The sequence below is a fragment of the Eikenella sp. Marseille-P7795 genome (assembly GCF_916618725.1).
Taxonomy (GTDB): domain Bacteria; phylum Pseudomonadota; class Gammaproteobacteria; order Burkholderiales; family Neisseriaceae; genus Eikenella; species Eikenella longinqua.
The window spans coordinates 69,216-82,017 of sequence record NZ_CAKAJZ010000007.1; the positions used below are offsets into that span (position 1 = coordinate 69,216).

At 60.6% G+C, this 12,802-nt stretch carries 16 protein-coding genes; 4 read left to right on the plus strand and 12 right to left on the minus strand.

All coding sequences use genetic code 11. The features are described from left to right. Positions 1–71: 71 nt before the first annotated feature. Positions 72–653 (minus strand): hypothetical protein, encoded by a 582-nt coding sequence (locus LG371_RS10110; protein WP_156503509.1) that lies wholly within the window; start codon positions 651–653, stop codon positions 72–74. Between the two features lie 364 nt (positions 654–1,017). Beyond that, positions 1,018–1,728, minus strand: coding sequence for a hypothetical protein (locus LG371_RS10115; RefSeq protein WP_225748405.1), 711 nt, complete (start codon positions 1,726–1,728; stop codon positions 1,018–1,020). Between the two features lie 243 nt (positions 1,729–1,971). Here LG371_RS10115 and LG371_RS10120 point away from each other — a divergent pair, with 243 nt between their 5' ends. Both LG371_RS10120 and glmU read left to right on the plus strand, forming a co-directional pair. Beyond that, positions 1,972–2,259: a hypothetical protein gene (locus LG371_RS10120; RefSeq protein ID WP_067592376.1), complete on the plus strand. Its 288-nt coding sequence runs from the start codon at positions 1,972–1,974 to the stop codon at positions 2,257–2,259. A gap of 134 nt (positions 2,260–2,393) precedes the next feature. Then, the gene (gene glmU, locus LG371_RS10125) at positions 2,394–3,764 is read left to right on the plus strand and encodes a bifunctional UDP-N-acetylglucosamine diphosphorylase/glucosamine-1-phosphate N-acetyltransferase GlmU (RefSeq protein WP_225748406.1); all 1,371 of its coding nucleotides are present in this window, start codon (positions 2,394–2,396) and stop codon (positions 3,762–3,764) included. A 165-nt stretch (positions 3,765–3,929) separates the two neighbouring features. Here the strand turns inward: glmU and LG371_RS10130 are convergent, their stop codons facing one another. The 9 genes from LG371_RS10130 to LG371_RS10170 form a co-directional block, all read right to left on the minus strand. Continuing rightward, on the minus strand, positions 3,930–4,385 hold the full coding sequence (locus LG371_RS10130) for an MliC family protein (RefSeq protein WP_067592371.1): 456 nt from the start codon (positions 4,383–4,385) through the stop codon (positions 3,930–3,932). 218 nt (positions 4,386–4,603) lie between these two features. Further along, on the minus strand, positions 4,604–5,242 hold the full coding sequence (locus LG371_RS10135; RefSeq protein WP_225748407.1) for an MBL fold metallo-hydrolase: 639 nt from the start codon (positions 5,240–5,242) through the stop codon (positions 4,604–4,606). Positions 5,243–5,413: 171 nt separating this feature from the next. Beyond that, the gene (gene guaA, locus LG371_RS10140; RefSeq protein WP_225748408.1) at positions 5,414–6,979 is read right to left on the minus strand and encodes a glutamine-hydrolyzing GMP synthase; all 1,566 of its coding nucleotides are present in this window, start codon (positions 6,977–6,979) and stop codon (positions 5,414–5,416) included. A gap of 96 nt (positions 6,980–7,075) precedes the next feature. Next, positions 7,076–7,441 carry a hypothetical protein gene (locus tag LG371_RS10145; RefSeq protein WP_067592365.1) on the minus strand — a complete coding sequence of 122 codons (366 nt, stop codon included), beginning with the start codon at positions 7,439–7,441 and terminating at the stop codon, positions 7,076–7,078. Between the two features lie 86 nt (positions 7,442–7,527). Beyond that, positions 7,528–8,319 carry an indole-3-glycerol phosphate synthase TrpC gene (trpC, locus tag LG371_RS10150; protein WP_225748409.1) on the minus strand — a complete coding sequence of 264 codons (792 nt, stop codon included), beginning with the start codon at positions 8,317–8,319 and terminating at the stop codon, positions 7,528–7,530. 12 nt (positions 8,320–8,331) lie between these two features. Continuing rightward, positions 8,332–8,856, minus strand: a complete 525-nt coding sequence (locus LG371_RS10155; protein ID WP_225748410.1) for an RNA pyrophosphohydrolase — start codon at positions 8,854–8,856, stop codon at positions 8,332–8,334. A 182-nt stretch (positions 8,857–9,038) separates the two neighbouring features. Next, positions 9,039–9,944, minus strand: coding sequence for a site-specific tyrosine recombinase XerD (xerD, locus tag LG371_RS10160; RefSeq protein ID WP_067592358.1), 906 nt, complete (start codon positions 9,942–9,944; stop codon positions 9,039–9,041). Further along, on the minus strand, positions 9,938–10,402 hold the full coding sequence (locus LG371_RS10165) for a methylated-DNA--[protein]-cysteine S-methyltransferase (RefSeq protein WP_067592349.1): 465 nt from the start codon (positions 10,400–10,402) through the stop codon (positions 9,938–9,940). The genes xerD and LG371_RS10165 overlap by 7 nt, the downstream gene beginning before the upstream one ends. A gap of 8 nt (positions 10,403–10,410) precedes the next feature. Next, positions 10,411–10,860: a peroxiredoxin gene (locus LG371_RS10170; protein ID WP_067592347.1), complete on the minus strand. Its 450-nt coding sequence runs from the start codon at positions 10,858–10,860 to the stop codon at positions 10,411–10,413. A 149-nt stretch (positions 10,861–11,009) separates the two neighbouring features. Here LG371_RS10170 and LG371_RS10175 point away from each other — a divergent pair, with 149 nt between their 5' ends. Together LG371_RS10175 and LG371_RS10180 are read left to right on the plus strand one after the other, a co-directional pair. After that, positions 11,010–11,561, plus strand: a complete 552-nt coding sequence (locus tag LG371_RS10175; protein WP_225748411.1) for a nitroreductase family protein — start codon at positions 11,010–11,012, stop codon at positions 11,559–11,561. A 171-nt stretch (positions 11,562–11,732) separates the two neighbouring features. Then, positions 11,733–12,410 carry a hypothetical protein gene (locus LG371_RS10180; RefSeq protein WP_225748412.1) on the plus strand — a complete coding sequence of 226 codons (678 nt, stop codon included), beginning with the start codon at positions 11,733–11,735 and terminating at the stop codon, positions 12,408–12,410. 85 nt (positions 12,411–12,495) lie between these two features. On the opposite strand, the gene LG371_RS10185 is transcribed toward LG371_RS10180, so the two are convergent. Continuing rightward, the gene (locus LG371_RS10185) at positions 12,496–12,798 is read right to left on the minus strand and encodes an integration host factor subunit beta (protein ID WP_067592341.1); all 303 of its coding nucleotides are present in this window, start codon (positions 12,796–12,798) and stop codon (positions 12,496–12,498) included. Positions 12,799–12,802 lie beyond the last annotated feature (4 nt).

Genomic DNA, 12,802 nt, shown 5'->3' on the forward strand with positions numbered 1-12,802 from the left:
AAGTGCCATTTAAAGGCTACCTGGAAACTGGCAAACCACTTTTCAGGTAGCCTGTTTGCCTCACCGCACCATTACTCCCCAGCACACCCCTGCTCGCGGCAAGGCGGGCAAGATTCCCGCTCGTGGTAGCTGCCCGCCAGCCGGAGCAAAGCCGACTCCACTGCCGCCGCATCCGCCCGCGCCGGCACCTGCGCCACAAAATAATTCACCGAGCGCCGGCCCGGAAAATACGCCGCCAGCTCCTGCCCGCCGCTGCGATAGCCCGTAAAGCGCCACAGCTCGCCCGAGCTGCCGCGCGAACGGATGCGTCGCACCATCGCCGGCCGGATTTGCTCACCCGACCCGGCATACTGCGCCGCCACATCGTTCACCTGCGCCCGCACCGCCTCGGCAAAGCTCCCGCCCGGCCGGGGGGCAATGCTGCCCGTATACATCATCACCCGCGCCGCACGCAGCCCGCCCTCCTGCGGCAGAAACACCATCGGCACGCCCTTGTCCGCCAACAGCCGGTTATCCTGAATCCAGCCCGCCGGCACACGGAAACCATAGCAATGGTTCGCCCCGTGCGCATAGCCCGTATCCCCCTCCGGCGCCGCCTGCACACTCCCCGCCGCCAAAGCGGCCGCCAGCAGCCAAGCCAAACGTTTCATCATTTTCTCCTTTTTTCCAATCGGTTAAACGGCACAGCGCCGCCCCGCCACTCTACCACCCCACCGCCGAAGCAGCCAGAACACCACCTATTTTCAGGTAGACTCAAAGCAGAGACCTTTCTCACACCAGCAAGCAAAAGGCTACCTGAAAATTTTGAGCCGCGCGGAAACGCCGCTACGCTTTCAAGCAGCCTGCTTCATTCATCCTTTTTCTCAAAAAACACATCCCGACACGCCGCATACAGCACCAGCATCAAAAATAAGCCAAACATATTGTCCGCCAGAGCCACTATCCGCCAAAGCCACACGGGCGGCACCGTATCCATCGCCGCTATCGATATTACTTTAGGTTGAGCCAGCGCTACAGCTATGCCCAACACCACCCGCACCGCCAGACCCAACAAGGTAGCCAACACCACAGCCAGTGCCACCCCGCCCGCATTACGTCCCACTCCGCGCCAACCCGCCGCCCAAGCCCTCGCCACCCCGCCCGGCGGCACACCACCAGCACCGGCGCCACCCCGTTCGGCAACAGATATGCCAATATAAAAAACAGCCAATTCCAATACATGATCCAGTCTGCCGCTCCACTCAGCAGCGATGACGGTTTACCCCGCATATTGACCACATAAATCCCCAGCAACCCCTCCACCCGAAGCAATAACTGGTCAAACACCACATTCAGCAAACCCAGCAGCGCCAACGCCCCGGCACACCGCACCAACACCACCAAGCCCGCACGCCAATCAACACGGACTTTCCGCCCCACCCGCTCCGCCGCATAAGCCGCCCCCGCCGTAGCAAATACCACGGCAAAATCGTGCACCGCAGGGAAAAAAGAAATCAGAGTAGGCGTGATCAGCTCTGCCAGCGCAGCCAGCACAGACGACAAAATCGTCCAAGCCAACACCAGCCCAAACCACCAGCCAGCCCGCTGCCAAAACAAAGCCCAAGCCGTCCCAAACCAAACAAACGCCCGCCACGCCGGCAACCGGCCGGCTTCAACATTCGCCACCACGTCCGCCTCTTCCGCCACACTCAGCGGCGGTGCATAACGATCGTCTTCCCGTTTATGCATATTTTCCCTTTTATCTTCAGCGCTAATTCAAAACTGCGCGGATTGTATCGCAAAAGACTACCTGAAAAATAAGCCGTTCAAAGCCCGCCCCGCCATTTTCAGGTAGCCCCACACCAGCCGCCCAAGCCCACCCGAAATCGCCGCCCCGCAACAGGCAACACCATTTTCAAGCAGCCCCACAGCCAGCCCCCGCCGTTCGCGTTATAATGACCCAAGCAACCCCAACAACACAAAGGAAACATCATGCGCCCCGCCGTCCTACTGCTCGCCCTCCTCTCCCTCTCCGCCTGCACCTGGGAAACCTACCAAGACCAACACGGCAAAACCGGCCTACGCCAGCGCTACGCCCCCGGCACCCCCGTCGTGTATCAAGACGGTACCTTCTCCCGCAACCAGCGCTACAACGAATACCGCCCCGTGCCCGTGCCCGTTACCCGCGAAGAACACCAGCACAGCGTGCCGCGCACCACCTGGAGCAACGAAGCCGCCCCCGACACCTCCGGCGGGCAAACCATTCACCCCGCCCAATAAAACACCGTTTCAGGCAGCCCCAACATTTTCAGGTAGCCTCAAAGGCTACCTGAAACCCATTCCCCCGCTTCATAAAGCCGGGAAAACACCGCAAACAATTTGCCCGCCCAACAACCAATCCGAGAAAACCAGCCATGCCCACCCCCCTCCACATCGTCATCCTCGCCGCCGGCAAAGGCACCCGCATGCATTCCGCCCTGCCCAAAGTGCTGCACCAAATCGGCGGCCAAAGCATGCTCGAGCGCATTATCCGCACCTCGCAAAGCCTGAAGCCGCAAAGCATCAACGTCGTCATCGGCCACGGCCGCGAGCTCGTGCGCGAAAAAATAAGCCGCAACGACGTAAACTGGGTGGAACAAACCGAGCAGCTCGGCACCGGCCACGCCGTGCAAACCGCCCTGCCCCACCTCGGCGCCGAAGGCCGCACCCTCATCCTCTCCGGCGACGTGCCCCTCATCAACCGCGAAACGCTCCAAGCCCTGCTCGATGCCGCCGGCGACGAAGTCGGCCTGCTCACCGACATCCCGCCCAACCCCTTCGGCCTCGGCCGCATCATCCGCAACGCCGAAGGCCAAGTGGACGCCATCGTGGAAGAAAAAGACGCCAGCCCCGAGCAAAAAGCCATCCGCGAAATCAACACCGGCATCCTCGTGCTGCCCAACCGCCACCTCGCCGGCTGGCTCGCCCAACTCTCCAGCAACAACGCCCAAGGCGAATACTACCTCACCGACGTGATCCGCCTCGCCCGGCAAAGCGGCGTGGCCGTGCACCCCGTACAAGTGGCCGCCTCCCACCTCGCCGCCGGCGTGAACAACAAAGCCCAGCTCGCCGAGCTCGAACGCATCTTCCAGCGCGAACAGGCCGAAGCCCTGCTGCAAGCCGGCCTCACCCTGCGCGACCCCGAGCGTTTCGACCTGCGCGGCAGCCTCGAACACGGCCAAAACGTGGTCATCGACGTGAACGTGGTGCTCGAAGGCGAAAACCGCTTCGGCCACAACGTATCCATCGGCGCCAACTGCGTGATCAAAAACGCCGTGATCGGCAGCCACACCGTTATCGAGCCCTTCTCCCCCCTCGAAAACTGCCGCATCGGCAGCAGCGCCCGCATCGGCCCCTTCGCCCGCCTGCGCCCCCATGCCGACCTTGCCGACGAAGTACACATCGGCAACTTCGTGGAAGTGAAAAACAGCACCATCGGCCGCGGCAGCAAAGCCAACCACCTCACCTACCTCGGCGACGCCCAAATCGGCAGCCGCAGCAACATCGGCGCCGGCACCATCACCTGCAACTACGACGGCGTGCACAAACACCGCACCATTATCGGCGACGAAGTGCGCATCGGCTCCGGCAACATGCTCGTGGCCCCGCTCACCATCGGCCACCGCGCCACCACCGGCGCCGGCAGCACGCTCACCCGCAGCTGCCCCGAAGATGCGCTCACCCTCGCCCGCACCCGCCAAACCACGCTCACCGGCTGGAAACGCCCCGAGAAAGAGGAAAAATAAGCCCTTGCCTGAACAAGCATTATCGGCACACAAAAGGCTACCTGAAAATCCCACGGCAGATTTTTCAGGTAGCCTTTTCTTGCAGGCAGCAAAAACCGGCAGCAGCGGATTGCTCCGCGGCTGCCGGCCTGATTTCACTCATGCGGCGATTGAATTCAAATCAAATTAACGGCGTTGGCAGGAGGTCTCCACCTGGTTGCCGTAGGGGTCTTTGAAGCTGAACACGGCTTCGTTGCCTTTGCGGTGCCATTCCGCGCCGCTGCCGAACAGGCCGCGGTTGCTGGTGTAGCGCTCGCCGGAAGCGGCAACGGCGCTGGTAAGCACGGCGCGTTTGTCGTCGAGCTGGAGGCTCACGCGGCCGGTGCCTTCCTGGCGCACGCTCACGCTCAAGCCGTTTTCGCAGCTGAAGCGCTCGATGCCTTGCCGGCCGTGGCGTTCGTGGCGCGGGCGGCGCTGATGGTCGCGGTCGTCGCGGCGATCTTGCATGTCGTCGCGGCGCTGCTCTTCATAACGATGGGGGGGCGGCCGGTTGTGGTCGCCGTCGTCTGCATGCATGGGCGCCGCGCAGGCGGTCAGCAGCAGAGCCAATGAGGCGGGCACAGCCCAAGTACGTACTTTCATCATGCTTTTCCTATAAGGTTAGAAAATGCCGCCTGCACTGGGCAGGGGTGGAGCTATCTTAGTCTAAAGGTTTGGGCATAAAAAGAGGGATTAACCAAGATTTACGGCGGCAGCGGAATGCATGCATCTTAACGGTGGCCGTCTTTGCAATTATCTTGCGCGGGGCAGGCTGATTTTCCCCTACCACAGCGGCTTTGGGCAGGGGAAATCGGGTTGAGCTAGCCGAGCAGGAAGGGATTGTGCCGCTTTTCGTGGCCGATGGTGGTGGTGCGGCCGTGCCCGGGCACGACGATGGTGTCTTCGGGCAACACCAGCAGTTTTTCGCGGATGCTGCGCAGGAGGTCGGCATGGCTGCTGCGCTCGAAGTCGGTGCGGCCGATGGATTCGTAGAACAATACGTCGCCGGCAATCAAGAGTTTGGCTTCGGCGCAGTAAAACACAACGTGGCCGGGGGTGTGGCCGGGGGCGTGCAGCACTTGGAAGCGGTAGCCGCCCACGCTAAGCTCGTCGCCCTCTTCCAGCCAGCGCGTGGGCTGCACGGGCGGGGAAACGGGGAAGCCGAAGCCGGCGGTGGTGTCGGGCAGGCTGTCGAGCAGCCATTGGTCGGCGCGGTGCGGGCCGATAACGGGCAGCGGGGTGCGGGCGATCATGTCGGCCACGCCGGCGGCATGGTCGAGGTGGCCGTGGGTGAGCCAGATTGCTTTGGGCTGCAAGCCGAGTTTGGCGGCTTCGCCCTGCAGCCATTCGGCTTCGCCGCCCACGTCGATCCACACGGCTTCTTTGCTTTGTTCGTCCCACAGCAGGGAGCAGTTTTGGTGGAAGGGGGTAACGGGGAAGAGGTTGAGTTGTAGGGCCATGGCGGTGTTGTGGGTGGAGGGTTGGAAAGGATTTTCAGGTAGCCTGCAAAGCGGGGAGGCTACCTGAAAATATAGCTGATGGTTTCGTTTCTATAACAGGCAGTTTATCTGTAGCAAATATTTTCAGGTAGCCTGTATTCATGCTGAGGCTACCTGAAAATCCTGCACCGGTTATTCCCACTCAATCGTGGCGGGCGGTTTGCCGCTGATGTCGTACACCACGCGGTTGATGCCGCGCACTTCATTGATGATGCGGTTCGACACTTTGCCCAGCAAATCGTAGGGCAGCTCGGCCCAATGTGCGGTCATGAAATCGCTGGTGATGACGGCGCGCAGTGCCACCACGTATTCATAAGTGCGGCCGTCGCCCATCACGCCCACGGATTTCACCGGCAGGAATACGGTGAAGGCCTGGCTGGTGAGGTCGTACCACGATTGGCCTTCTTCATTGAAGGTGTTGCGCAGCTCTTCGGTGAAGATGGCGTCGGCGCGGCGCAAGAGCTCGGCGTATTCGCGTTTCACTTCGCCCAAAATGCGCACGCCGAAGCCGGGGCCGGGGAAGGGGTGGCGGTAGATCATTTCTTTGGGCAGGCCGAGGGTGAGGCCGAGCTCGCGCACTTCGTCTTTAAACAGGTCGCGCAGGGGCTCGAGCAGCTTCAGGTTGAGGGTTTCGGGCAGGCCGCCCACGTTGTGGTGGCTCTTAATGGCGTGCGCCTTTTTGGTTTTGGCGCCGGCGCTTTCGATCACGTCGGAATAAATCGTGCCCTGCGCCAGCCATTTGGCGTTTTTCAGCTTGGCGGCTTCGCGTTGGAACACTTCGATAAACTCGGCGCCGATGATTTTGCGTTTGCGCTCGGGGTCGGTTACGCCGGCGAGTTTGCCCAAAAACTGCTCGGAGGCATCCACATGCACCACGTGCACGCCGAAATGCCGCCCCATCATATCGAGCACGGCGGTGCGCTCGTCCAGCCGCAACAGGCCGTGATCGACAAACACGCAGGTGAGCTGGTCGCCAATGGCGCGGTGTATGAGCGCGGCGGCCACGGAGGAATCCACGCCGCCGGAAAGCCCGAGGATCACTTCCTCATCGCCCACCTGCTCGCGGATTTTGGCCACCATTTCATCCACATAATTGGGCATAGTCCAGCCCGGCTTGGCGCCGCAAATGTCCAGCACGAAGCGGTTGAGCAGGGCGCGGCCTTGTTTGGTGTGCGTGACTTCGGGGTGGAACTGGATGCCGTAGAAGCGTTTGGCTTCGTGCCCCATGATGGCCACGGGGCAGGAGAGCGTGTCGCCGAAAATGCGGAAGCCTTCGGGCAGGGCGGACACTTTGTCGCCGTGGCTCATCCACACTTCCAGCGTGTTCGGCTCGCCATCGCTCAGGCCGGCGGTGAGCGGGCTGTCGGTGGTTTTCACTTCGGCATAGCCGAATTCGCGCTGGTCGCCGGGGGAGACTTTGCCGCCGAGGTGGTGCGCCATAAACTGCATGCCATAGCAGATACCGAGCACGGGCACGCCCAAGTCGAAAATGCCGGTGTCGGCCTGATAGTCGGAATCGTACACCGAATTGGGGCCGCCGGAGAGGATGATGCCTTTGGGATTGAAGGCTTTAATCTCGGCAAGCGGCATATCGTAGGGGTGCAGCTCGCAATACACATGCGTCTCGCGCACGCGGCGGGCGATGAGCTGGGTTACTTGCGAACCGAAATCGAGAATCAGGATTTTGTCTTGGGTCATATCGATGTCTCTGGGTGGTTTCGAATGGGGTTTCTTTTTTCAGGTAGCCTGCCCTGCCCTCAAAGCAGCTTGAGGCTACCTGAAATATTTTGCAATTCAGCGGTAGCGCCGCAGGATGCGCCGGATATGCGCGCTGCGCTGGCGGCACACCGCCGCTGTGTCTACATCGGCCGCGGGCTCGTAGCGGGCGCGCTCGGCGGCCATCTGTGCGCCGTTTTGCCGCCACCAGGTTTCTTGGTCGCTGCCGGAGCATTGGCCGGCCAGCTGCATCAGTTTGTCGGACTGCTGCTCGGCGGCGGCGGGCAGCTCGGCGGCATCGTGATTGGTGCAGGCATACAGATAAGTGAGCACCTCGATGCTGTCGCGGTTCACCTGCGGGCATGGCGCCTGCCCTGCCGGCTGTTTGGCCAGGGTGGCGGCAGGCAGCAACAGCAGCGCTAGCATGGCTGGAAAACGTTTCATGCCTACTCCTTGCGTCAAAATCAAGCCTCAAACCTGCCATGAACTTTTTCAGGTAGCCCCAGCTCTGCAAAAGGCTACCTGAAAACTCAAGCAAACAGTTTTTCCACTTCCGCGCCCACGTCTGCGGCACGCATAAAAGTTTCGCCAATCAGGAAGCTGTGCACGCCGTGGCGGCGCATAAACTGCACGTCTTCGCGGCTGCGGATGTCGCTTTCGGTAACGATTACGCGGCCTTCTCCGGCGATTTCGGGCAGCAAATCCAGCGTTTGCTGCAGGCTCACTTCAAAGGTGCGCAGGTTGCGGTTGTTCACGCCGACAAGCGGGGTGGCGAGGCGGCGGCATTTTTCCAGCTCCCCGGCATCGTGCAGCTCCAGCAGCACGGCCATGCCCAATTCGTGCGCGATGCCCTCCAACTCTTCAAGCTGGGCTTGGCCGAGCGCGGCGGCAATCAGCAGCACGGCGTCGGCGCCCATGGCGCGGGATTGGTAGATTTGATAGGCGCTCACCATAAAATCTTTGCGCAACACGGGCAGCGCCACGGCGGCGCGGGCGGTTTTCAGGTAGCCTGCCGAGCCTTGGAAATACTGCTCGTCGGTGAGCACGGAAAGGCAGGCGGCGCCGGCGGCCTCATAGGCGCGCGCCAGCTGCTCGGGCTGGAAATCGGGGCGGATCAGGCCTTTGCTGGGGCTGGCTTTTTTGATTTCGGCAATCAGCGCGGCCTGCCCTTGGCCATGCTTGGCGCGCATGGCTTGCACAAAGCCGCGCGGCGGCGGCATATCGGCGGCGCGGGCGCGCACTTCGGTCAAGGGCAGCGCGGCTTGCGCGGCGGCCACTTCTTGATGTTTGGTGGCGAGGATGTGGGTGAGGATGTCGCTCATCGGCGGTGTCTTTCACTCTTTGGGCAGGGAGGCCTGGCGCTGGTTAAACTGCTCCAGGCTTTCCAGATTGTGCAGGAAGCGGGAAAGCTCCTGCAGGGCATTGGTGTAAACGTCTTTTTTAAATTCAATCACTTCTTCGATGGGCGCCCAGTAGTCGTGCCAGCGCCAGGCGTCAAACTCGGGCTGGCTGCTGGCGCGCAGGTGCACATCGCTTTCGCGGCCGATGAGCCGCAGCAGATACCAAATCTGCTTCTGCCCGCGGTATGCCCCGCGCCATTGGCGGCGCACCCAGTTGCCGGGCACGTCGTAGCGCAGCCAGTCGCGCGTGCGGCCGAGGATTTTCACGTGGTGCGGCAGAAGGCCCACTTCTTCGGCCAACTCGCGATACATGGCGGCTTCGGGGCTTTCGCCGGGCTTGATGCCGCCCTGCGGAAACTGCCAGGAATGCTCCTGCACGCGTTTGCCCCAAAACACTTCGTTGCGCTGGTTGGTGATGATGATGCCGACATTGGGGCGATAACCTTCTCTGTCCAACATAATATTTCGCCCGATTTGAATAATTTTAAACGTGCGGATTTTCCCACAAAACGGCCTGGCAGGCTACCTGAAAAGCTGGCGGGCGGCCTGCCGGGCGGGGTAGCTTGCCTGTTGGGATGCACGGAAATTTTTCAGGTAGCCTTGAAGGCTACCTGAAAACGATCATGCACTTTCTGCCGCCGCTAGCCCCGCGGATGATGCTGCTCCACCATCTGCTTGAGCCGCTCGTTGGCCACGTGGGTGTAGATTTGCGTGGTGTTCAGGCTGGCATGGCCGAGCATCATCTGCACGCTGCGCAAATCGGCGCCGTGGTTCACCAGATGGGTGGCAAAGGCGTGGCGCAGGCTGTGCGGGCTGAGCGAGCTGATGCCGGTTTCGGCCGCGTAGCGCTTCACCATCTGCCACACCAGCTGGCGGCTGATGCCCATGCGCTTCTGCCCCACGAATACGGCGTTGCACGGGGCTTGCTTGAGCAGCGAGCCGCGCGCTTCTTTCAGGTAGCGTTCCAGCCAGTGCACGGCTTCGGCGCCCAGCGGCACGATACGCTGCTTGTTGCCCTTGCCGATTACGGTCACCACGCCGCGCTGCAAATCCAAATCCTGCAACTGCATTTCAGCAGCTTCGGATACGCGCAGGCCGGAGGCATACAGGGTTTCGAGCACAGCTTTGTCGCGCAGGCCGAAGATGGTGCCGGTGTCGGGCGCGGCGAGCAGCGCGTCGATTTGCGCTTCGCTGATGAGCGGCGGCAGGGCGCGGCCGTTGCGCGGCGGGGAAAGGGATTGCGTGGGGTTGTCGCTGCGGCGGTTTTGCAGCTGGAGCAAGCCGTAGAGCTGCTTCACGGCGGAGAGGGCGCGGGCTTGGGAGGCGGGTTTCTCGCCGGGGGCATACACGGCTTCGGCCAGCCCGGCGGCATCGGCCTGGAGCCAATCGGTATCGCGCGCTTGCAGGCGGCGGGCGACTTTTTCCAAGTCGCGCCGGTAGCCGGCCAAGGTGTTGGCAGAGCGCTGGCGGGTGAGGAAGAGGTCGTCTAGCGTTTGCTCGATGGGCTCTTGCCAACGCGGCGGCAGCGGCTCGGCTGTTTTCACCATGCGATGCCCTCGTGCTTGAGCAGCCAGCGTTTCACCGCCAGGCCGCGCTCGGTATCGCCGCCCATGCTGAAGCCGCCCAGCCCGCTTGCCGACAATACGCGGTGGCAGGGTATCAAGAGCGGCAGCGGGTTTTTGCCACAGGCGCCGCCCACGGGGCGCGGGTGGCTGCCGATACGCTCGGCAATCTGCCGGTAGCTGAGGGTTTGCCCGGGCGGGATGGCGGCAATCTGCGCCCACACTTTGCGCTGAAACGGCGTGCCGGGCGGTATTTCGGCCACTTTGGGCAGGGCGTGGAGGCTACCTGAAAAATAGCCGTCCAGCCCGCGGGCGAGCGCGCTGTTTTCCGGCAGCGCGGGCAGGAAGTCGATGCGCTCGTTGCCGAGCAGGATTTCGGTGAGCCTGTCGCCGTCAAAACGGCAGATCAGCGTGCCGAACGGGGCTTCGTAGCGGTATTGCATCGCTGCCCCTATTCCACCTGTTCCCGCAGCGCGTCGAGCACGGCTTGGGCGTGGCCGGCGGCTTTCACTTTGCGCCATTCGCGCGCGATATTGCCTTGCGCATCCAGCACAAAGGTGCTGCGCTCGATGCCGAACACTTTCTTGCCATACATGTTTTTCTCTTTTATCACGTCGAACAGGCGGCACACGGTTTCGTCTTTGTCCGACAAAAGCGGCACTTCCAGCGCGTATTTACACACGAATTTCTGGTGGCTGGCCACGCTGTCGCGCGATACGCCGGCTACCTGAAAACCGAGCGCCCGAAATTCGGGCAGCAGCGCGCTGAATTCCTGCGCTTCGGCGGTGCAGCCGGGCGTGCTGTCTTTGGGGTAGAAATACAGCACCAGCGGCAAGTGTTCGGCGGCGGAGAAATCGTGGCCGTTTTGGTCGGACAGGGTGAAGAGAGGCTTGGCGCTCATGGCGGGCTTTCAAAGGATGGGAGACGGGCGCATTATATCGCCAAACGGCACGGGGCGAAGCCGGCAATTTTTTCAGGTAGCCTGAATGCGGGGCGTGTGGTATAAGCACGGCATTTCCGTTTACAACGCACACAAGGAATCTGAACAATATGAACACCCTGGATTTGCTCACCACCCGCCGCTCCGTGCGCCTCCTCACCGCGCCCGGCCCCGATGCCGCCCAGCTGGAAACTATTTTGCAGGCCGCCACGCAAGTGCCCGACCACGGCAACCACACGCCTTGGCACTTTGTCGTGGTGCAAAGCGAAGCGGGCTGGCAAACCTTCCGCCACGTGCTCGGCCAATGCGCGGCCGAAATCGGCGGCGAAGCGGCGCGCAAGGCCGAGGTGTTGGGGCAGATGGCGCCCTTGATGATCGGCGTGGTGGCCAAGCCCAATCTAAACTGCCTCAAGCCCAAGCCGGAGTGGGAACAAGTGCTCAGCGCCGGCTGCGCCGCCTACGCCATCCAGCTGGCTGCCAAGGCGCAAGGCTTCGACAACGTGTGGCTCACCGGCCTGTGGGTCAATACCGCCGCCCTGCGCGAAGCCTTTGCCTGCGAAGAGCACGACAAAATCATCGGCCTGCTGATGATCGGCACCGCGCAAAAAACCGCCGACGGTGGCAAGAATACCGATTTGTCGGAGCTGGTGAGCTATTGGTAAGGCGCTTGCTTTGCCCGGATAAAAGGCTACCTGAAAAATATTTCAGGTAGCCTTTAGTTTTCCCCTCTACCAATCATTGCCACACGAGCTGGTATTTGGTTTCCCTGCACAGCAGGCGTACAATTCCCTCGTTCTATCTACTTCAACTATCTACTGAAGAAAGGGTTGAATATGAGTGAAGCCACAAACCCGCCGCCCACGCCGCCACGCCAACCTTCCGGCAAACTCAAAGGCTACCTGAAAAAATACGCGCCGCTATTAAAAAAATTGGCTATTCTCGGCGTCGTGTCATGTCTACTGGTCAGTTGCGACTTCTCCCGCAGTTTGATTCTTCAGTTTCTACCTACCCCAGCTTATCAAGATTTTCCTCTAGGCCAACACAAACGGCTTGAGTTCAACGAAACAATTTATCTCAAACACCGCTACTGCCTCTGGACAAAAATTGAATTCATTGACGGCATGATCAACCTATGGGGACCGGATGCGGATAAAGGCGTTTTTGGCCCCCTCAATGAAGAAGCTCAAAAAATGCAGCAAGCCTTTACCGGCCTAGGTGATTTATCGGAAGAAAGCGAACCAATGTACACCATTCGGATGCGGGTATATCGGAAAGGCCTGCGCCAAGAAACGCTGATGTTCCAAAAGGAATACACCAATTTCGTCATTGAAGATTCATACGGTGCCAACACAGATAATCCGAGAAATATTGCCAACAACATAGCACGTGGTTGTTTCGAACTTCCCATTGGTCGGTATCGTTTTGAGCTAACTGATCAAAGCCCGTTCAGGCCAGAGTTTAATCAAGTACAAACTTCTGTGGTTATTTCACCTGTTCTGAATTTCAAATAAATTTAAAACAATCCCGTTTGCCCAAACATACATAAAAAGGCTACCTGAAATTTTCAGGTAGCCTTTTCTTCAGCTTAAGCCAGTCTTACTTGGCGGCCTGGTCCACGCGTTCGCGCAGCTCCTTGCCGGCTTTGAAGTGCGGCACGTATTTCTCGGGCACGTTCACTTTTTCACCGGTTTTCGGATTGCGGCCCACGCGGGCCGGGCGGTGGTTCAGGTCGAAACTGCCAAACCCGCGAATCTCGATACGCTGACCGCGGGCCAGGGCGCGGGTCATGGCATCCACCAAAACTTTCACGCTCTGCTCCACGTCTTTCACTGCCAGGCGAGCATGCCCCTGAGCCAGGTATTTTTCGGCCATATGGGCCATCAACTCTGATTTGGTCATTTAC